Source organism: Pseudomonas sp. PSPC3-2 (assembly GCF_049897085.1).
GTDB classification, from domain to species: domain Bacteria; phylum Pseudomonadota; class Gammaproteobacteria; order Pseudomonadales; family Pseudomonadaceae; genus Aquipseudomonas; species Aquipseudomonas paraveronii.
On the sequence record NZ_JAFCVO010000010.1, the window covers coordinates 174,121 to 191,890 of the forward strand.

Sequence of the window (17,770 nt, forward strand, 5' to 3'; positions counted from 1 at the left end):
TCTACATCAGGATCGCCAGCGACGTGTATTGGGCAACCTGCGGATCGGCGGTCAATAGCTTCATCGGTTCGCTCATGGCGGTTGCAACGATGAGCCGATCGAAAGGGTCTTTGTGATGAGGCTCAAGATCCTTTACGGCAATAGCGTGTTCTGACGTGATGGGGAGTTCGACGAAACCGCTTTGCAGGCAGTACTCACGGATGTCATCCAGATCGACAGTGAGTTTCCCCAAGCCTACCTTGATCGCCAGTTCCCAGAATGTGGCGGCACTGACGTAGATCTCTGCCGCATGTTCAATCAGCTTTCGGGCTTTGCTGGATAGCTTGGGGTCGTCGTTCAACGTCCACAGCAGGATGTGGGTATCCAGCAGCACTCTCATGAATGAGTGCCTTGGAACGCATCGAGGAGGTCGTCAGACAAAGGCGTGTCAAAGTCATCCGGGATCACCAACTTGCCTTTCATGGCGCCAATCCGCTGGCCTTTGGATTTTCCGACAGGGACAAGCTGTGCCATCGCCCGTCCATGCTTGGAGATAGTGATGATGTTGCCGGCCGCCGCCTCATCAACCAGTTTTGACAGCGTGTTTTTTGCTTCACCCAGCGGGACGGTCATCATGTGGCTCTCCGCATATTTTGGCCAAATATAGCCAAAACTGCTGGCGCTATCAAAGACGGCCTGACCGCTGGTTGACGCCAACCGTTTTGAGTGCGACGGGTAGCGGTTCATGACATCCATGGCATTTCTCCGAACAAGGAATTCGCCAAAGTCTGTCGCAGCGTTGGGGGGGCTTAGGAATAGTGGCCCGAAAAAACGGAACGGACCTACATTTAGCCGCGAGGCGTTTTCCTCATGAGCGTGGTTGTGGCGGATCTCGCTCGCTTATCGATCCCAATACGGCACCGCTCCAAAACACTCCACAAAATAATCAATCACCGTGCGCACCTTCAACGACAACCGCCGACTCCCGGGCCACAACGCTGCAATCTGCTGCGGCTCCAGGGTGGTCGCCACGTCGTATTCCGTCAGCACCGCCTGCAAGGTGCCGGCGCGCAGGCTTTCACCGATCAGCCACGAGGGAAACACCACCAGCCCCAGGCCCTGTTCGGCGGCGTGGGTCAGGGTGTCGGCGTGGTTGCCGGTGATGGGGCCTTTGACGCTGTAGGGCGTCCAGTCGCCCTGGTCGCGGCGGAAGAACCAGCGCTGCTGGCCGGTGATGCCTTTGTAGGCCAGGCACTGGTGGTTAACCAGTTCGTCGGGGTGGCCGGGGGTGCCATGTTCTGCCAGGTACGCCGGGCTGGCGGCGATGCGAAAGCGCTGGGGGGCGAAGATGCGCGCCTGCATGCCCGAGTCGTTGAGTACGCCGATGCGAAATAGCAGGTCGGTGCCGTCTTGCAGCGGGTCGACGTAGGTGTCGGTTTGCTGGATATCCAACTGCAGCTTCGGATAGCGCCGGCACAACTCCCCCAGCCACGGTGAAAGGTGGCGTTGACCGAACACCATCGGCGCGTTGATCCGCACCAGGCCGCTGGGCTCGCTTTCCTGTTCTTGCAGGGCCTGGCCGGCGGCCTCCAGTTGTTCCAGCATCAAGCGTGCGTGCCGCCCGAGCAGGCGCCCGGCTTCGGTGGGGCTGACCGCACGGGTGTGGCGATAGAGCAACTGTTGCCCGAGCGCCTGTTCCATCTGTTGGATCTGCCGGGAAATGGAAGAGGGCGCCAGGCCCTCACGGCGCGCCACTTCGGAAAAACTGCCGTGGTCCAGCACCGCGACGAACAGGCGCAGCGCCTTGAAACTCAATTCATTCAAGCCCTGCATCATGCCTCCAGGCTGTGCGTTTTGCACAAAGGTGTTGTACGTATGCTCCCATTTATCGCACAGCACGGCCACCGGATAATGCGCGCCAGGTTTCCTTTTTTGACACGCAGGTGATGTATGCAAGCCAGTTCTATCGAGGGTGCGGCGCAGGCCGGGCCGAAAAAAAACCTTCTGCGGTTGCTGTTGTTGCCCCTGGTGATCTTCGCCGGCATGGGCTTGTCAGTGGAGGCCGGTTTGCTCGGCCCGCTGGGTGTGCAGGTCGGGCATTTGTGGGCGACCTTGAGCATTTTTGGCGTTGGCTCGGCGATTTTGTATGTGCTGTTGTTGTTCAGCGGCCCGCAAAAGGGCCCGGCGTTGACTGATCTGCCGCGCTGGCAGTTGATCGGCGGGTTCCTGGGGCCGATGTACGTGGTGGTGCTGACCCTGGCCACGCCGCATATCGGCATCGCGATGACGATGATCGCGATTCTCTCGGGGCAGGTCGGCAAGAGCGTGCTGATCGACCATTTCGGCTGGTTCGGCACCGCGCGCAAGCGGGTCAACGGCGAGCGCTGGATTGCGTTGGCGTTGATTGTGGCGGCGCTTGTTTTGATTGCACGAGGCTAAGGCGATGAATTTGACTCTGTTGTTGGTACTGGTGATCGCCGCAGGTGCGGTGTTGAGTGTGCAGGCGGCGATCAATGGCCGTTTGGGCCAGACGGTGGGCGTGTTGCGCAGCAGCTTGCTGACCTTTACGGTGGGCGCGCTGACGACCGCGCTGTTGATTTTCTTCTTCGAACCGCCCCAGGCCGTGAGCCTGCTGGACGTGCCGAAGTGGCAACTGACCGGCGCCCTGTTCGGGGTGGTGTACATGATGGTGATGGTCGGCGCGGTGCCGGTGGTCGGTGCGGCAGTCGCCACCGTGGCGGTGATCGTCGGGCAATTGGGCATGGGCATGCTGATCGATAACTTCGGCTGGCTGGGCAACCCGGCCATCGAGCTGTCGGGCAGCCGGATCGTGGCGATGGCCTGCCTGGCACTGGCGCTGGTGTTCATGTACCGCAGCAATACCCGCACCGACTGATGGTTGGAACCCTCCGCGTCGGGCGGCAGTCACTGCTAAAGGTGTCGGCGCTCGCCGCACCGGGACGACCATGACGAAGGAGTTTGACCATGCCAGATACAACCTGTGCCTGCCCACACTGCAAGTGTGTGCTAGGAAAGGATGCGGTGATGAAAGACGGTAAGGGCTATTGCTGCCAGGGCTGCGCCGAACACCATGCGCATGGTGAGCCGTGTGCGGCGGCGACAGGCTGCGAATGCGCCAAGTCGGCTGGCGGCTGAACGCGGTAAAAATTCACTCGGCTTGTCGGGCGCTGGTCATTACCATGGCCGCTCACCTTTGCCGGATGTGTACCCATGGCCCTGGCCGCGCCCCCCGACCTCAGTGATCACGCCTTCCCCGTGCAGCGGCTGGCGCGTACTTACCCGCGCGGTTTGTATGTGGAACCCCATCGCCATGATTGGGGCCAGTTGCTCTATGCCATGAGCGGCGTGATGTGGGTCGAGACGCCACGCGAAGCGCTGGTGGTGCCGCCCCAACGAGCCGTCTGGCTGCCGCCGGGTGTGGAACACGGGATACGTGTGGTTTCGGATTTGCAGATGCGCAATATCTACCTGCGCCCGGCATTGGCGGCGACGCTGGACAGCCAGGTGCAGGTGCTTGAAGTCGGCGGGCTGCTGCGCGAGTTGATCGTCACGCTGGTGGAGCAGGCCGACAGTGGCGATGCCGTCTATTACGACGCGGTGGTCGGCCTGGCCTTGCTGGAGCTGCAGCGCGCACGCCGCGCGTCAATCCGCATCGCCATGCCGCTGGAGGCCGACCGCCGCCTGATCAATGTCTGCCAGGCGGTCATGGCTGCGCCGTCCCTGGCGATTCCCTTCGAACATCATGCCGAGGCCGCCGGTGCCAGCGTGCGTACCTTGGCGCGGCTGTTCCAGAACCACCTGGGGATGGGCTTTGCGCAATGGCGCCGCCAGGTGCAACTGGCCACGGCGGTGGCCGAGTTGACCCAGGGCCAGCCAGTCAGCGCTATTGCGCGATCCCTGGGTTACTCGCCCAGCAGTTTCAGCGACATGTTCCGTCGGGAACTCGGGGTGGCGCCGTCGCAGTACAGCGGTTGAGGGTTTGGCCGAAATTCTGAAGCACTTGGCCGACGAGGTGGGCGGCGGCTTCCTACACTAAGCGCCATCCAACCACCAGGCGCGGCTCCCCATGAATTACCTGATCTCCCTTGCCATTGGCCTGTTTGTCGGCGTGATCTACGGCGCGCTGGACTTCCGCTCGCCCGCGCCGCCGGCTATCGCACTGGTAGGCCTGATGGGCATGCTGGTCGGCGAAAAACTGTGGCCCATGGGGCGCCAGTTGGTCAGTGGTTGGTTGTCCTGAATGTCCTTTCCCCTTTGATGGATGCCGCTCATGAAAGCGCTGCAATTTACCGCCACCGGCGACCTCTCCACCCTGCGTTTCGTCGATGTGGTCACCCCGGTACCCGCCGCCGGTGAAGTGCTGGTACAGATCAAGGCCGCCGGTCTTAACCCCAGCGACGCGAAGAATGTGCTCGGGCGCTTTCCCTACACCACGCTGCCGCGCATTCCCGGTCGCGACTTTGCCGGCGTGGTGGTCGAAGGCCCACAGGAATGGGTGGGGCAGGCGGTCTGGGGCACCGGGCGTGACCTTGGTTTCTTCGCCGACGGTTCCCACGCCCAGTACCTCACCGTGTCCGCCAAGGGCGTGGCCCACAAACCCACGCACTTGAGTTTTGCCCAGGCCGCCAGCCTCGGCGTGCCGTACACCACCGCCTGGGACGCCCTGGAGCGCAGCGGTGTCGGCGAGGGGACGCGGGTGTTGGTTATCGGTGCGAACGGTGCTGTCGGCAGTGCGGCGTTGGCCTTGGCGAAAATTCGCGGGGCACAGATCCTGGCGGCGGTGCGGCGCCCTGAGCAGGTCGGGGTGTTGCAGGCGCAGGGTTTCGAGGCGATTGCGCTGGGCCAGCCGGAGGACTTGGGCGCGCAGGTCAATGCGCTCTTCAAGGGCGGCGCGGATGTGATCTTCGATACCACCGGTTTCTGGTTACCCGCCGCCGTGGCCGGGCTGGCACCGTTCGGGCGCATCGCAATCATCGCAGCGCCAGTCGACGGCCATGTGCAACTGCCGGCCCTGGCCCTGTACCGCAAGGGCGGCTCGGTGGTGGGGATCAATTCGTTGCTCTACACCTGCGAACAGTGTGCGGTGATGCTGGAGCAGTTCGGGCGCTTCTTTGATCAAGGGCTGCTGCCGCTGCCGACCGGCCTGCGTGAAGTAGCGTTGGCTGAAGGGGAGAAATGCTACGAAGAAGTGAATGCAGGCAGTGCCGATAAGATCGTTTTCCTGCCCTGACGCGGTTAAAAATGTGGGAGCAAACCCGCTCCCACATCGGGGTTTTTATTAGGCTTCGGGCACGCCTTTTTCCCACGCCGACCAGTTCTTCAGGATCGCCTGGACCAACGGGTTACCCGTGCGGTACAGGTTCTCCAGCGCCGGGACGAACCCGCCCTGGTCGGCATATTTCAGCAGGTTATCCACCTCGCTGTAGCCCGGATAAGGCCGGTCGAAATCCGACCCGGCGCGTACCACCGCCAGGCGCTGGATGTCCACCAGACCCTCGCGACTGGCGCGCAGCAGGGCTTCATAGGTGGAGTTGTCTTCCTGCTGGGTGGTGCAGTATTCGCCTTTGTTGTCTGTGAGCAAGCGGGTCCAGACTTCGGCGCGCTCGCTCAGGCGCGTGCCGGAGAACCAGGTGTTGCCCGCCAGTGTGTCGCAGCGGGTGACTTGCGGCGGCTGATTGGCCGGTGCGGCAGGGTAGTGCTTACGCCAGGCGGCGGATTCCTGGCTTTCCGTCAGCTCCACCTTCTGCGACAGGGCAAACGCCTTGGCCTGCAGTTTCGGGTTCAGTTCGAACACTTCGGTCTTGTAGTCCAGCGGCGGTTTTTCGTTGGGGCCCTTGGTATTGATGCCGATGTAGCCGGTCGGCCAATCCTTGGGCGCATCCCGCGAATCCAGCTCCCATTGGGTGCCGAACTCCACCAGGTAATGGGCCCAGGCCGCCGTGCCGATGGTGCCGTGTTTGGGGCTGATGCCGGCGATCCCGGCGATCAGAAAGTAGCTCTGGCGCAGGTCGAACTTGGGCGATAACGCCAGGGCCAGGGTGGACGCGGCGGCGTTGGTCTGGCCCATGCCGGTCACCAGCAGGCACACCTCTTCGGTGTTGCAACGAATCACCGGGTATTCGGCGGACAAGCCCGGCACGCGGACTTCCTGCTTGAGCGCCAGGCGATCGATCCAGGTTTGCGCCTCGGGGGCGAACATGGTGATCAGCATCACTTTCGGTTTGATCGGCGCAGGCGCTTGCGCCAGCACCACGAGGGGCAGCAGGGCCAGGCCGACGGCCAGCGAGAGACGGTTAAACGCTTTCATCTAAGACTCCTTGATTAGAATTGGTAGCCCACGCCTGCGTAATAACCCCAGCCGTTGGAGCGGGCGCGGAAGTTGCCGTCGCCGAAATTCAACTCGCTGCCATCTTCCCAGTTACCGCCGTTATGAAAGTAACGACCGACCAGTGTGAAGCGCAGGTGGGTGAACGAATACAGCAGCACATTGGTTGCTACCAGCGCGTTGGCGGTGCGCGCCGGGTTGTCCTTGTGCAGGTCCGAGCCGAAATCGTAGTTGGTGAAGCCGATGTAGGTCAGCGAGGCGCCGTTGTCGAACGTGTCGATGGGCACGATGTACTTCATCTGCGCACGGTAACCGTCCCAGGAGTATTCATTGCTGGCGCCATAGTTTTCCCACTGGTAACGCCCATAGAAGTTCGCGGACAGGTTGACCCGCGAGTGCGTATCGATGTCGGTGCCGAGGCCGCTGTACAAGGTGTTGGCGCGGTTGGCGGTGTTGCTGCCGTGGTCGTAGATCCAGTCAAAGGCCACATACCATTCCTTGAACGGGCCGATCGCCAGGCTGCGCCCGGCCAGGTAATCGATGGAGATCCGCGGTTCGTGCTCCATGAACAGCGGCGAGCCATGATCCCACGCACCTTTGTCATTGCTGTTACCGATGCCGAGGATCTTCGGCACGTCGATGTAACCGTACAGTTCGAACGGGCCCTTGCGGCCGAAGTACTCGTACTCCAGGTAAACGTCATCGGCCGGCTTGGGGCCGAAGCTGATGTCTTTGCTGCCGATCAATGTCAGGTCCTGGTTGAACCAGTCCGACAGGTATGCGCCTTTTTTCGTCCGGCTGGCTTCAGGGCTCAGGGTTTCGCCCTGTGCTGAGTCATCGACGGGTTGTTCCTGCGCCAGAATGGACGGGCTGAGTACTCCCGTAACGGCGCTCAGTAGCAGGGAGACACCAAAGGAAGCGGAACGCCTTGAGGTGGAGTGCATTGAAAATCCCTATTCGTTCGCGGTTTAGACCCGATTCTTCGGGTTGGAGTGAACCTGGCGATCAAGTTCGTTACGCAAACGTTTGCACAGGCTGTACCAACTTTACTCAATGGCTTGAATTGCTTTGAAAAAAGTGGAATTAATCGACCTTTTGGTCAGCATTGACGCGGTGTCATTTTTCGCTGCGATTGAACAGGTGCATGGCGGTTTCGCGCCGATACTCGCTGGGCGTCTGGTGCATCTCGATGCGAAAGTGCCGGTTGAAATTGGACAGGTTGGCGTAGCCCACTTCAAAGCAGATAGCCGCCACTGACAGCTCGCTTTGCAGCAACAGCCGGCACGCCCGCTGTATACGGAACTTGCGCATCAGGTCGATAAAGCCATGGCCGGTGTTGCGCTTGAAGAAGCGTGAGAAGCCCGGCTCGCTCATCTCCAGTTGCCGGGCGATCACCGACAGGCGCAAATCGCCGGTCAGTTCACGCATCAGGTAGTCGAACGCTTTGTTGATGCGCTCGGCGCTGCGCGCGTCCAGGGTCGGCGCGTAGCACGGGCTGGCCAGGGCCTGGACCTGCGGCGGCGGGGCGTTGTTGAGGGTGTCGAGCAGTTGCAGGAACAGGATCAGGCGTTGCAGGCCGTGGGCGCGGCCGATGTCTTCCATCAGTTGGGCCGCCTGCACAGCGGTCTCGCCGCTGAACGCCAGGCCGCGCCGGGCCTGTTCGAACAACGCCTGCAAATCGCCGAGTTCCGGCAGGGTCTCGCGCAGGGCGAGGAGGGCGGCGCCATCGAATTGCAGCACCACATCGCGGCCGCTCAGGTACTCACCGGGGGCCAGGTCGCCGATCCAGTCGTGGGGCAGGTCCGGGCCGATCAGCGCGACATGCCCTGCACTGAATGCGCCGATGTAGTCGCCCGCCACCAACTTGCCGCTGCCTTGGCGAATCAGGTGGATCTCGAATTCGGGGTGGTGATTCCAGCGCGCCAGCTCGTAGGGATAGTCATGTTCTAACCAGCGAAAGCAGTGCTCCGGTTCGGGCAGGATCACTTCGAGTTCGGCGGGGCGGTGCTCGAACAGCTCGGCGCGACTGACGGGCATGGTGATGCCTCTTGTACTTGGGGGAGTGCCCCAAAATACGCGGGTTGGCGACAGCGGCGCTACCCAAGGTTTTGCCCGGTACTGATACTTTTTTGCGCTGGGGTCTAGGGTCAAAAAAGTATCAGCCGAGCATTCGCCATGGGTTTGTGAGGGCCTGGCCAAGCTGCTGTAATCGGCCCTCACCGATAAAAACAACAGGTGGAAACTGCCGGTTCCAGGCTCAGCCCACCACCGAGCGCGAGATGAACCGCGCCGGTTATCCCAAATAAATGCCCAAGGGACACGCACCCCATGAAACGACTGGAAGGTAAGAGCGCGCTGATCACCGGATCGGCGCGTGGCATCGGCCGCGCCTTTGCCCAGGCCTATATCGGTGAAGGCGCGACGGTTGCCATCGCCGATATCGACCTGCAACGGGCCCAGGCCACGGCGGCCGAACTGGGCCCGCAGGCCTACGCGGTGGCGATGGACGTCACCGACCAGGCCTCCATCGACGCCGCGATTGCCGCCGTGGTGGCCCATGCGGGCCGGCTGGATATCCTGATCAACAACGCCGCGCTGTTCGACCTGGCGCCGATTGTCGACATCACCCGCGAGCGCTTCGAGCGGCTGTTCTCGATCAACGTCGCCGGCACGCTGTTCACCCTGCAGGCCGCAGCCCGGCAGATGATCCGCCAGGGCCACGGCGGCAAGATCATCAACATGGCCAGCCAGGCCGGGCGGCGTGGCGAGCCGCTGGTCGCGGTGTACTGCGCGAGCAAGGCGGCGGTGATCAGCCTCACGCAATCGGCGGGGCTGAACCTGATCAAGCAGGGCATCAACGTCAATGCCATCGCCCCGGGTGTGGTCGACGGCGAGCATTGGGACGGGGTGGACGCGCTGTTCGCCAAGCACGAAGGCCTGGCGCCGGGCGAGAAAAAGAAGCGGGTAGGCGACGAGGTGCCGTTCGGGCGGATGGGCACCGCTGAAGACCTCACCGGTATGGCGATCTTCCTCGCGTCGAAGGACGCCGACTATGTCGTCGCCCAGACCTACAACGTCGATGGCGGTAACTGGATGAGTTAGGCCATACACCGATCAACATGTGGGAGCGAGCAAGCCCCGTCCCACATTGGATCGTGGTTGTTCTTGAATACCGCGCTAGTCGGCAAAACTGCGATCGAAGAAATAAATCTTCCCCGGCTTCAAGTTCTCCATCGTCGCCTGGGGCCTGCCGCCTTCGCCTGGTTTCTTGCGCCCCGTTTCCCGCAAATACCCCACCTCAGTCAGCTTCAGCAAACGCTGGCGAACACTGGTCTTCAACACCGGCCGCGCGAGCACCAGCGAGAAGATCGCCGTCGCTTGCGGGGCGCTGAATTCCTCGCCCAGGAACATCAGCGGCAAGCTGCTGTACAGCGACTTGGACAGTAACCGCGCCTGCACGGCGGCCACGATGGTGTTGTGATCGAACGGCAACTTGATGCGGCCGTCGGCTAGCGCATCCAGCGAAAACCAGGCTTGATGCTCGCCCAGCGTCACCTCATCCGCGATGATCGCCAGGTAGAAAGTGGACGACGACCAGCAACGCGGATCGCGGAACGCGTCGCCCACCGTACCCACTTGCTCGCTCCACACCAGGTCGAGGCCGACTTTGTCGCTCGCGCGCAGGCGCTCCACGGCATCCGTGAGGCTCAGGTCCTGCACGTCGCCATTCACCACCACACCCGGCAGTGCCCAATGCCCGGCGAAGGGTTCGGTGTCGCGCTTGTTCAGCAGCAGCTTCAGTTCTCCCGCCGCGCGGCAGTAGAACAGCACGCACAGGTCGACGGTGTGGAGGTAGGCGCTAAGTGGCATGTGCAGTCCTTCTAAACAGCGGTGGTGCACAGTCTAACGGATCGAAAAAATATGTCATGTACTGACTAAAGCCTATATAAATAAATCATTCTTGCAATGAAAGTACGTGACGTGTACTTTTTTTTCAGGCCGCAGGAGACCCGCCATGACCCTCTCGAAACATGCCATCGCTTCATTCGACGTCGACGCCCAGAAGAGCTTTACGCCGCTGTGCCCCAACGAATTGCCAGTGGCCGGGGGGGACCTCATCGGTGCCGAACTCAACTACATGGCCAGCCTCGCGGGCTACCGTGTCGGCAGCAAGGACGCCCACACTCCACATGCGCCGTGGGTGGTCAAGCAACACAGCGAGATGCTGCAACCCACCGGCCTGGCCCACGCCGATGTCACCTGGGTCAGCCACTGCGTGCCGGGCACCGAGGGCTTCAGCCTGCTCGATGAACTGCCCACGCCCTATGACTACGATTACTTCATCTGGAAAGGCGTCGAACCCAACCTGCACCCCTACGGCGCCTGCTACCACGATCTGCACGACAAGCTGTCCACGGGCGTCATCGAGTACCTCAAAGCCCAGGGCGTAAGCCGCGTGATCGTCGGCGGCCTGGCCCTCGACTACTGCGTCAAGACCACCGCGTTGCAACTGCTCAAGGCCGGCCTGGAAGTGGTGCTGCACCTGCCGGCGTGCCGGGGTATTGCGCAGGAGGGCGGTGTAAAGGCTGTCAACGAGTTGCTCAAGGCCGGTGCCGGCATCAGCCGCACCCGCGAAGAACTGGCTGCGATGGCCACGCGCTAAGGGGACACACCATGGAAAGTGCCTACGACTACGAAGCCCCGGTGATCCAGGGTTTGCTCGACACCGACAGGTATACCCATGAGCATGTCTAAAGATTTACCGCCTAAATCCAATAAATTCAAAGAGTTACAGAGTCAGGATTTTGTCCATGTTTTCGGCCAGAAATGGACACGACTGAGGCGCTAGCTCAGAGGCGGATAAAGGATGGGGATTTATTGAAAAGGTTCAAGAAGATCCAGATGAGTTGATACGTGCAGATATCGGGGCTTCCACATGGCGGGTCAATTCCATCAGGGCTGCCTCAAGGGCTAGCTGGTTTTGGTACGTCCTCTCTAGGACATCAGCTAGCGAATATTGCGATGGCATGAGCTCGATCCTTCCTCGTAAAAACTTGGTTTGGTAGCGTAGGAATTGAAGGCCGCAGTTTGAGTTTCAGGTCATCCCACACTGGGCGTTGAACGCAGTGACGGTGCTTTAATCTTGGTACGCAGAGGTTTAAATATTTCCACCGGTCTATCCAACGTTTGATAAAAACCTACCGTTATCAAACACCGTAGCTTTGCGTGGGTCGGAAATGCTTCCAATCAAATTACCACTTTCGACCCGGAAGAAAGAATGCTACGCCGGCGGAGCTCTAAGCAGTAACGAACTTTCTCCCTGCAGCGCGCCCATTTCTTTCTCCATGTGAAGGGAACACCGCAGATCATGCAGGTGTTGATGGGGCGCTCACGCTGTTTCAAAATGCCCCCCCTTCATCTAATTTAGCGAGCAACCACTCGCCGCGTCGCCACAGCGCCTGCTGTTTGGATTCATCCATGCGGTCGAGGTTTTTATAGGTCATGCCCATGCGGTTATTACCGCGCAGACGGTCACCGTGACGCATCAGGAAGTGCCAGTAGAGTGAGTTGAAAGGGCAGGCGTCGTCCGTGATGCTTTCGCTCACCTTGTACGTGCAGCCATGACAATAGTCAGACATGCGCTTGATGTACTGGCCACTTGCGCAGTAGGGCTTGGAGCCCAGATACCCGCCATCGGCATGCATGACCATGCCGAGTGTATTGGGTAGCTCCACCCAGTCGAACGCGTCCATGTAAATTGCCAAGTACCACGCACAAATTTGACTGGGTACGATGCCCGCGAGCAGAGCGAAATTACCGGTGACCATCAGTCTCTGGATATGGTGTGCGTAGGCATACTCGAGGCTTTGGCCGATGGCTTGGCGCATGCAGTTCATGCGTGTTTCGCCTGTCCAGTAGAACTCAGGCAGCGACCGGGTATTACCGAATGCATTGCCCTCGGCATAGTCAGGCATCTTCAGCCAGTAGACGCCCCGGACGTATTCCCGCCAGCCGATCAACTGGCGAATAAAGCCTTCCGCAGCATTGAGCGCAATACTGCCCGCCAAATAGGCTGACTCCACATCGCTGCAAAGCTGACGAAGATCCAGTAGGCCAATATTTAGTGCAGCGCTTATACGGGCATGAAACAGGAAAGGCTCGTCGCTAGCCATGGCGTCTTGATAGTCGCCGAAGGCTGCCAAGCCCCAGTCAAGGAAGTAAACCCATAGGGCCTGAGCTTCGGCGTGGGTTACTGGGTAGGAGAACGTGTCGAGGGCGCCATAGTGGCTGGAGAAGTGTTTGGCTACCAACGCAAGCACATCCTGAGTGATTGCATCCGGGCTGAAGCGGGCTGGCGAAGGGGGTCTAATACCCTTGGGCAATGCCTTGCGGTTGTCCGCGTCAAAGTTCCAGGCGCCTCCGACCGGGGTGCCGTCGCCATTTAGTAATAACCCGCTCTTGCGACGCATCTCGCGGTAGAAAAACTCCAGGCGCAGCTGCTTTTTGCCTTTGGCCCAGTTAGAGAACTCTGTGCGTGTGCAGAGAAAGCGACTATCGAGGTGCCATTGGATCGCTAAGCCACAGTCCTTGAGTGATTGCTCCAGGCGCCAGTCGCCGCACTCTGTGATGTGTACTTCATCTGGTTGCATGAGTGCCTGCCACCGCCGTAATTCGCTCGGCACCGACCCAGTATTTTCTGGATCATCGAGCGCAACGTACTGCACTCGAATTCCTCGCTGCTGCAGAGCCTCTGCGAAATGCCGCATGGCGCTAAAGATCAGCGCGATTTTTTGCGGATGGTGAGGGACATGGCGTGCTTCCTCCATCACCTCGGCCAACAGCACTGTATCGCTTTTGGTATCCAGCCCATGCAAGGAGGCGAGATTGAAAGATAGCTGGTCACCTAGGACGAGGAGTAGCCGGCGAGTCGTATGCATCAAACAGAATCCAGTGGAATAAATGCGCGCAGAAGCAATAAGGCGCCGCAGCGATTATGCGCAGTACCGATCCTTCCATCGAACTTTCGATATCGAGCGAGAAAACCTATACAGGGAGATGTGAGTGTATAGGTGTTTTTTGGCCGGTTTGGTGGGTGACGTGAGTGTTTTTTTGCTGTCAGCAAACCTGTACCGCCTAATCGATTTTGCTACTACCGGTCAGTTCACCTTACGTAGTGACATCGTCGCTCTGCGACTATCAACGTGGCTACGTTCCCACATGTTCCATCGACGAACCTGGCGTGCAGCGACGACTCCGTAGGCTCAAGAGGAGATCCCAGGGATTTTGCGTCGAACGCATCATCGCGGATGTCAACAAGCAGGAGGCGATCCGGCATAGCCTGTGTGCGTAGTGTCTTGATTTCTCGAGCGCATGGTGGGCGCGCGCCATCAAATAGAGCGTCAGTGGCCACTATTTTTATTGTACATAAACAAACATTTTGTATAAGTTTATTTAAAGGATATTCTCAAAGAGCTGAACTGACAATGGGAGCTCAGCTAAGCGATGAAATGGGTTTATTGGTGCCCCTTTGGTGATCTCAAGAACGTTGGCTTTCGACAGCCTCACTCATCAGATACGACTGCAAAAGTCACCCTGAAATCCCATGGATAGCCCGCTATGCCCATTGCAGTTCAGATGACGCATCCAGCATCGATTTATCGTCGGCGGATTTAACGCGATTACAGATTAGAAGCGATCGCATTAAGCCTGTCCCGGACAGGGCATATTATTGAGCTAGCCATGAAGAAAACGCTTTCGTTGGCCACACGTATAGGCCTCAGTTTCACAGCCATCCTGGCGCTACTTATAGTGATAACAGCCATCGGTATTCAGCGCGTTGCGTTCATTGATTCGACCTTGGTCGACGTTAGCGAAAACGCGGCAAAGGTGCAGCGCTATGCCATCAATTTCCGTGGGAGCGTGCACAACCGCGCCATTGCTATCCGGGATGCAGTGCTGGTGACGACCGATCTGGATCTGGAAAAACACTTGTCGGAGGTTACAACCTTGGAAAAGGCTTACTCCGACTCGGCGGCGCCTATGGATCAGCTGTTCAAGGGCGTAAGCGTGACTGCCGAAGAGGTTCGATTGCTCAGCGCTATTAAGGACATCGAACAACAAACCCTGAAATCTACCCAGGCGGTACTGTCCCTGCGCCGGACTGGCGATGTTTCAGGAGCCCAGGCACTGCTGATGCGTCAAACGTCTTTGGATTACAGTGAGTGGTTGAAACGCGTGAATGCGTTGATCGACTACGAGGAGGCGTCAATCAAGGTGAAGCTTGGCGCGATTCAGGCAACCGCTAGCCAGTTCAGTACGCTGATGCTGATCGCAACCGTTATTGCCCTGCTGCTGAGCCTCATGCTGTCAGCTGTGATTATTCGTTTCGTTAAGTCCACACTGGGCGCGGAGCCCGCCGAGGTTGCATTAGCTATCCAGCGGCTGGCTTCAGGTGACCTGAATCAGACTATTTCTACAGATTATCCGGACAGCGTGATGGGGGTATTGAAAGACGCGCTTAGCCACCTGGCAGAGACTATCCAGCAGGTGCGGATAGCGGCCCGTGAGGTCAATCACTCGTCTGCCCAATTGTCTGCCACCTCATCGGCTAACAATGAGCAGATCAGCCTGCAAACCCGCGAAGCCGAGCAGGTGGCCGCAGCAATCACGCAAATGGCTGCGACTGTTAATGAAGTATCCGGGTATGCCGCGCAGGCGGCTAATGCTTCCCGGTTGGCCGATATAGAAGTGGAAAGTGGCAATCAATTAGTTGCAAGCACCACTCTTGCCATCGAACGGCTTGCAATAACCCTGGAGCAAACCACGGACACCGTGAATCAGGTATCCAAACACAGTGAAAATATCGAGTCAGTGATCGACGTAATCAACTCCATCGCCTCGCAAACCAATTTGTTGGCCCTAAACGCTGCTATTGAGGCTGCTAGGGCAGGAGAGCATGGGCGCGGGTTTGCGGTGGTAGCTGATGAGGTGCGCTCGCTGGCCAATCGTACACAGCAGTCGACCGAGGAAATTCGGGAGATGATCAGCACGCTGCAAGTGGGTACTGAAACCGCATCGCAAACAATGCGCAATAGTTGCGAGCTGGTGAGCCAAACGGTCACACAAACCCGCAGTGCGCAGAATGCATTAACCAGGATCAGCGAGCAGGTTGGCGCCATCAGTCATATGAACGCCCAGATCGCAAGTGCCTCCGTGCAGCAGAGTAGCGTTGCCGATGATGTCGCTCAAAATATAAACCGCATCCACGGATCCACGGTGCAGTCGGCCACCGGCTCGCTTCAAGTGGCAACGGCTAGCATGGAGCTCTCGCAGTTGGCGGATCGCCTTACCGCGAAAGTGGCGTTCTTCAGCGCCGCTTAGGATATTCGGGGTGAGCTAGGAAGTCCCTCTATGGCGCATGGGTGCCTGCTACGCTACCAGTGATCTGCCCGCCGAAAGATTGAACGTCTAACCCGGACGCGAGTAAATACGGTATGTCATGGCAGCTCAGCGACGATGTAGGAAGATTTTTCTATATGACGTTTCACTCGTCTGGTCGCCTCAACATCCTGCTGACCATGCCGATAGACTTATTATGACCCAACAGGCGGTTTCCCATGTTCAATACCAAAATCAAGAACCAGCTTCAATCTCAGGCAGCAGAGCTGTCGGAGCTGCGCCAATTACGCGATGGCCTAAACCGTGAAATGCTAACGTTGAGTATTGATTCAACTTTTAAAATTACCGCATGCAATGAAAGTTTTGCGCAGGCTTTGGGCTACACCCAGAGTCAGCTTATAGGTCGCGCCATGGCCGATCTCGTTCCGCAGTATGTGTCCAAGCTACCGTGCTTTCACAACTTTCGGGCAGCCGTAGCCGCAGGTAAGTCTATCTCTGACGAATACAGGTACCTGCATACTGACGGTTCATTGGTGTGGCTTCATGCGCATTGGCAGCCCATAACGGATATGACTGGCAGGTTGAGTCATATCACCTGCTATGCGACGAACATTACCTCTCGATTGGAAAAAGCATCGGAAAGCGTCTCGTTCATTGACGCATTACTTCGTTCGACGGCGGTGATTGAGTTTGATCTCTCCGGGCATGTACTTACGGCGAATGATCAGTTTTTAAAAGCAATGGGCTACAGCCTGGGCCAAGTTAAAGGCAGTCATCACCGTATTTTCTGCACACCAGAAGAAACCTCGTCCCAGAAATACAAGGATTTTTGGGCAATGTTGAACAAGGGTGAGTTTGTTGCCGGCCGATTTGAGCGTATTGACAGTCGCGGTCAGACGGTATGGCTGGAGGCGACGTACAACCCGGTTTATGACACCGAAGGAACACTCTGCAAGGTGGTTAAATTTGCGACCGTTGTCACCGACCAGGTTATCCGTGAACAAGCGGTCAGTGAGGCTGCCCAAACTGCGTTTGAAATTTCCCAGCAGACTGATGTCAGTGCTCAGCGAGGAGCCGTGGTAGTCAATGACACTATGCATACTATGCGTAAAATTGCCGTTGATATGCAGGCTGCCTCTGGCGGGGTCGAAGCGCTTGGTAAGCAGTCATTGTTGATCAGCTCGATCATTCAAACGATCAGTAGTATTGCCCAACAAACCAACCTGTTGGCATTGAATGCCGCGATTGAAGCCGCCCGTGCAGGCGAACAGGGCCGAGGCTTCGCGGTAGTAGCGGATGAGGTTCGACAATTGGCTGGACGCACCAGCAGCGCTACTGAAGAAATTGCCTCTGTCGTCTTGCAGAACGAGAAGCTGGTCGAAGAGACCGTAGCTGAAATGGCGAACAGCAAGTCCCAAGCTGAACAGGGCCTTGTACTTGCTACTCAGGCAGGAGAGGTAATACTGGAAATCCAGGATGGCGCTAAAAGGGTAGTCGACGCGGTCGGCAAATTTGCGAATCAGGTTGCTTAGGAAATGATGTGGCTCTGGAGTGCGAATCGCCCTAGGTGTCAGATGAGTAAGGCCTCCATCCAGGCCAGTCTCATATCAGGCAATATCAAAGAGTCCACCCGCATCAAATACTCAAATCCAAGAAGGATTGAGGGGGCAATGCAGCGAACCTGAACTTCGTAACTTCAAATACCTTACCAAATAGGGTGAGGCATTGCAGTTACATCCTGATCCCATACACCTATAAGCGCCATCGAGAAAACCCGCTGAGGCGGGTTTTCCAGACGCAGTATAATTTTCCTGCAATGCCCTGCTTTACTGAGAAATGTCATTCTTTTTCATGTCGTCTTTTTTCATGCCGTCATTGGACATGGAATCTTTTTTCCTCGTGTTCTTCTTCATCGTATCGTCGGCATGTACAACCGCGACGCCCACTGCCAGGTAAATACCTAGGATTGCAGTCGTTAACTTTTTCATAGTGAAGCTCCTTGAGACTCAGGTTGCGAAAAAGCGCAGCCCGGGCTGCGCAATGGGG

General features: G+C 58.3%; 19 protein-coding genes and 2 pseudogenes. 11 read left to right on the plus strand and 10 right to left on the minus strand.

Features of this window, described 5'->3' with window-relative positions:
- Position 1: 1 nt before the first annotated feature.
- From ACP7CJ_RS18225 to ACP7CJ_RS18235, 3 genes are all read right to left on the minus strand, one after another.
- A complete protein-coding gene (locus ACP7CJ_RS18225) occupies positions 2 to 379 on the minus strand; it encodes a type II toxin-antitoxin system VapC family toxin (RefSeq protein ID WP_426100944.1) in 378 nt (125 codons plus the stop codon).
- Entirely contained in the window at positions 376 to 735 is a 360-nt protein-coding gene (locus ACP7CJ_RS18230; protein WP_426100946.1) for a type II toxin-antitoxin system Phd/YefM family antitoxin, read from the minus strand. Before ACP7CJ_RS18230 ends, ACP7CJ_RS18225 begins: the two co-directional genes overlap by 4 nt.
- 144 nt (positions 736 to 879) lie before the next feature.
- Complete coding sequence (locus ACP7CJ_RS18235; RefSeq protein ID WP_426100948.1) at positions 880 to 1,812, minus strand: LysR family transcriptional regulator; 933 nt, start codon at positions 1,810 to 1,812, stop codon at positions 880 to 882.
- A 117-nt stretch (positions 1,813 to 1,929) separates the two neighbouring features.
- Between ACP7CJ_RS18235 and ACP7CJ_RS18240 the strand changes: the two genes are divergently transcribed.
- The 6 genes from ACP7CJ_RS18240 to ACP7CJ_RS18265 all read left to right on the plus strand — a co-directional run bounded on the left by ACP7CJ_RS18240 (position 1,930) and on the right by ACP7CJ_RS18265 (position 5,230).
- Positions 1,930 to 2,418, plus strand: a complete 489-nt coding sequence (locus ACP7CJ_RS18240; protein ID WP_276197704.1) for a DMT family transporter — start codon at positions 1,930 to 1,932, stop codon at positions 2,416 to 2,418.
- A gap of 4 nt (positions 2,419 to 2,422) precedes the next feature.
- A complete protein-coding gene (locus ACP7CJ_RS18245) occupies positions 2,423 to 2,875 on the plus strand; it encodes a DMT family transporter (RefSeq protein WP_276197705.1) in 453 nt (150 codons plus the stop codon).
- A gap of 89 nt (positions 2,876 to 2,964) precedes the next feature.
- Entirely contained in the window at positions 2,965 to 3,135 is a 171-nt protein-coding gene (locus tag ACP7CJ_RS18250; protein WP_276197706.1) for a metallothionein, read from the plus strand.
- Between the two features lie 75 nt (positions 3,136 to 3,210).
- Entirely contained in the window at positions 3,211 to 3,975 is a 765-nt protein-coding gene (locus ACP7CJ_RS18255; RefSeq protein WP_276197707.1) for an AraC family transcriptional regulator, read from the plus strand.
- 91 nt (positions 3,976 to 4,066) lie between these two features.
- Positions 4,067 to 4,240: a DUF1427 family protein gene (locus ACP7CJ_RS18260; protein ID WP_426100950.1), complete on the plus strand. Its 174-nt coding sequence runs from the start codon at positions 4,067 to 4,069 to the stop codon at positions 4,238 to 4,240.
- Between the two features lie 30 nt (positions 4,241 to 4,270).
- The gene (locus tag ACP7CJ_RS18265; RefSeq protein WP_276197709.1) at positions 4,271 to 5,230 is read left to right on the plus strand and encodes a quinone oxidoreductase family protein; all 960 of its coding nucleotides are present in this window, start codon (positions 4,271 to 4,273) and stop codon (positions 5,228 to 5,230) included.
- A gap of 48 nt (positions 5,231 to 5,278) precedes the next feature.
- Here ACP7CJ_RS18265 and ACP7CJ_RS18270 read toward each other — a convergent pair whose 3' ends face one another.
- The 3 genes from ACP7CJ_RS18270 to ACP7CJ_RS18280 all read right to left on the minus strand — a co-directional run bounded on the left by ACP7CJ_RS18270 (position 5,279) and on the right by ACP7CJ_RS18280 (position 8,362).
- The gene (locus ACP7CJ_RS18270; RefSeq protein WP_247408038.1) at positions 5,279 to 6,307 is read right to left on the minus strand and encodes a purine-nucleoside phosphorylase; all 1,029 of its coding nucleotides are present in this window, start codon (positions 6,305 to 6,307) and stop codon (positions 5,279 to 5,281) included.
- A 14-nt stretch (positions 6,308 to 6,321) separates the two neighbouring features.
- Entirely contained in the window at positions 6,322 to 7,269 is a 948-nt protein-coding gene (locus tag ACP7CJ_RS18275) for a nucleoside-specific channel-forming protein Tsx (RefSeq protein WP_426100952.1), read from the minus strand.
- A gap of 172 nt (positions 7,270 to 7,441) precedes the next feature.
- On the minus strand, positions 7,442 to 8,362 hold the full coding sequence (locus ACP7CJ_RS18280) for an AraC family transcriptional regulator (RefSeq protein WP_426100954.1): 921 nt from the start codon (positions 8,360 to 8,362) through the stop codon (positions 7,442 to 7,444).
- A gap of 291 nt (positions 8,363 to 8,653) precedes the next feature.
- Here ACP7CJ_RS18280 and ACP7CJ_RS18285 point away from each other — a divergent pair, with 291 nt between their 5' ends.
- The gene (locus tag ACP7CJ_RS18285) at positions 8,654 to 9,427 is read left to right on the plus strand and encodes an L-iditol 2-dehydrogenase (protein WP_321860897.1); all 774 of its coding nucleotides are present in this window, start codon (positions 8,654 to 8,656) and stop codon (positions 9,425 to 9,427) included.
- A gap of 75 nt (positions 9,428 to 9,502) precedes the next feature.
- On the opposite strand, the gene ACP7CJ_RS18290 is transcribed toward ACP7CJ_RS18285, so the two are convergent.
- Positions 9,503 to 10,195 (minus strand): NUDIX hydrolase, encoded by a 693-nt coding sequence (locus ACP7CJ_RS18290; protein ID WP_426100956.1) that lies wholly within the window; start codon positions 10,193 to 10,195, stop codon positions 9,503 to 9,505.
- A 145-nt stretch (positions 10,196 to 10,340) separates the two neighbouring features.
- On the opposite strand from ACP7CJ_RS18290, the gene ACP7CJ_RS18295 reads away from it, so the two are divergent.
- On the plus strand, positions 10,341 to 10,988 hold the full coding sequence (locus ACP7CJ_RS18295) for a nicotinamidase (RefSeq protein WP_426100958.1): 648 nt from the start codon (positions 10,341 to 10,343) through the stop codon (positions 10,986 to 10,988).
- A gap of 584 nt (positions 10,989 to 11,572) precedes the next feature.
- On the opposite strand, the gene ACP7CJ_RS18300 is transcribed toward ACP7CJ_RS18295, so the two are convergent.
- Both ACP7CJ_RS18300 and ACP7CJ_RS18305 read right to left on the minus strand, forming a co-directional pair.
- A complete protein-coding gene (locus ACP7CJ_RS18300; RefSeq protein WP_247397565.1) occupies positions 11,573 to 11,728 on the minus strand; it encodes a DUF2256 domain-containing protein in 156 nt (51 codons plus the stop codon).
- Positions 11,725 to 13,263, minus strand: coding sequence for a cryptochrome/photolyase family protein (locus ACP7CJ_RS18305; protein ID WP_276197713.1), 1,539 nt, complete (start codon positions 13,261 to 13,263; stop codon positions 11,725 to 11,727). The genes ACP7CJ_RS18300 and ACP7CJ_RS18305 overlap by 4 nt, the downstream gene beginning before the upstream one ends.
- 802 nt (positions 13,264 to 14,065) lie before the next feature.
- Here ACP7CJ_RS18305 and ACP7CJ_RS18310 point away from each other — a divergent pair.
- The 3 genes and pseudogenes from ACP7CJ_RS18310 to ACP7CJ_RS18320 form a co-directional block, all read left to right on the plus strand.
- Complete coding sequence (locus tag ACP7CJ_RS18310; RefSeq protein ID WP_426100960.1) at positions 14,066 to 15,706, plus strand: methyl-accepting chemotaxis protein; 1,641 nt, start codon at positions 14,066 to 14,068, stop codon at positions 15,704 to 15,706.
- Between the two features lie 326 nt (positions 15,707 to 16,032).
- A pseudogene (locus tag ACP7CJ_RS18315) lies at positions 16,033 to 16,716 on the plus strand (PAS domain-containing protein); the annotation flags it as partial.
- Positions 16,717 to 16,821: 105 nt separating this feature from the next.
- Positions 16,822 to 17,256 (plus strand): annotated as a pseudogene (locus ACP7CJ_RS18320) (methyl-accepting chemotaxis protein); the annotation flags it as partial.
- A gap of 294 nt (positions 17,257 to 17,550) precedes the next feature.
- On the opposite strand, the gene ACP7CJ_RS18325 reads toward ACP7CJ_RS18320, so the two are convergent.
- Positions 17,551 to 17,712, minus strand: coding sequence for a hypothetical protein (locus ACP7CJ_RS18325; RefSeq protein WP_247397571.1), 162 nt, complete (start codon positions 17,710 to 17,712; stop codon positions 17,551 to 17,553).
- Positions 17,713 to 17,770 lie beyond the last annotated feature (58 nt).

What these genes read in the sequence shown, in the direction of transcription:
- ACP7CJ_RS18295 (WP_426100958.1), top strand. Translation starts at nt 10,341, where the DNA reads ATGACCCTCTCGAAACATGCCATCGCTTCATTCGACGTCGACGCCCAG.
- ACP7CJ_RS18285 (WP_321860897.1), top strand. Translation starts at nt 8,654, where the DNA reads ATGAAACGACTGGAAGGTAAGAGCGCGCTGATCACCGGATCGGCGCGT.
- ACP7CJ_RS18260 (WP_426100950.1), top strand. Translation starts at nt 4,067, where the DNA reads ATGAATTACCTGATCTCCCTTGCCATTGGCCTGTTTGTCGGCGTGATC.
- ACP7CJ_RS18245 (WP_276197705.1), top strand. Translation starts at nt 2,423, where the DNA reads ATGAATTTGACTCTGTTGTTGGTACTGGTGATCGCCGCAGGTGCGGTG.
- ACP7CJ_RS18225 (WP_426100944.1), bottom strand. Translation starts at nt 379, where the DNA reads ATGAGAGTGCTGCTGGATACCCACATCCTGCTGTGGACGTTGAACGAC.
- ACP7CJ_RS18280 (WP_426100954.1), bottom strand. Translation starts at nt 8,362, where the DNA reads ATGCCCGTCAGTCGCGCCGAGCTGTTCGAGCACCGCCCCGCCGAACTC.
- ACP7CJ_RS18305 (WP_276197713.1), bottom strand. Translation starts at nt 13,263, where the DNA reads ATGCATACGACTCGCCGGCTACTCCTCGTCCTAGGTGACCAGCTATCT.
- ACP7CJ_RS18250 (WP_276197706.1), top strand. Translation starts at nt 2,965, where the DNA reads ATGCCAGATACAACCTGTGCCTGCCCACACTGCAAGTGTGTGCTAGGA.
- ACP7CJ_RS18240 (WP_276197704.1), top strand. Translation starts at nt 1,930, where the DNA reads ATGCAAGCCAGTTCTATCGAGGGTGCGGCGCAGGCCGGGCCGAAAAAA.
- ACP7CJ_RS18255 (WP_276197707.1), top strand. Translation starts at nt 3,211, where the DNA reads ATGGCCCTGGCCGCGCCCCCCGACCTCAGTGATCACGCCTTCCCCGTG.
- ACP7CJ_RS18290 (WP_426100956.1), bottom strand. Translation starts at nt 10,195, where the DNA reads ATGCCACTTAGCGCCTACCTCCACACCGTCGACCTGTGCGTGCTGTTC.
- ACP7CJ_RS18265 (WP_276197709.1), top strand. Translation starts at nt 4,271, where the DNA reads ATGAAAGCGCTGCAATTTACCGCCACCGGCGACCTCTCCACCCTGCGT.
- ACP7CJ_RS18235 (WP_426100948.1), bottom strand. Translation starts at nt 1,812, where the DNA reads ATGCAGGGCTTGAATGAATTGAGTTTCAAGGCGCTGCGCCTGTTCGTC.
- ACP7CJ_RS18325 (WP_247397571.1), bottom strand. Translation starts at nt 17,712, where the DNA reads ATGAAAAAGTTAACGACTGCAATCCTAGGTATTTACCTGGCAGTGGGC.
- ACP7CJ_RS18270 (WP_247408038.1), bottom strand. Translation starts at nt 6,307, where the DNA reads ATGAAAGCGTTTAACCGTCTCTCGCTGGCCGTCGGCCTGGCCCTGCTG.
- ACP7CJ_RS18275 (WP_426100952.1), bottom strand. Translation starts at nt 7,269, where the DNA reads ATGCACTCCACCTCAAGGCGTTCCGCTTCCTTTGGTGTCTCCCTGCTA.
- ACP7CJ_RS18310 (WP_426100960.1), top strand. Translation starts at nt 14,066, where the DNA reads ATGAAGAAAACGCTTTCGTTGGCCACACGTATAGGCCTCAGTTTCACA.
- ACP7CJ_RS18230 (WP_426100946.1), bottom strand. Translation starts at nt 735, where the DNA reads ATGGATGTCATGAACCGCTACCCGTCGCACTCAAAACGGTTGGCGTCA.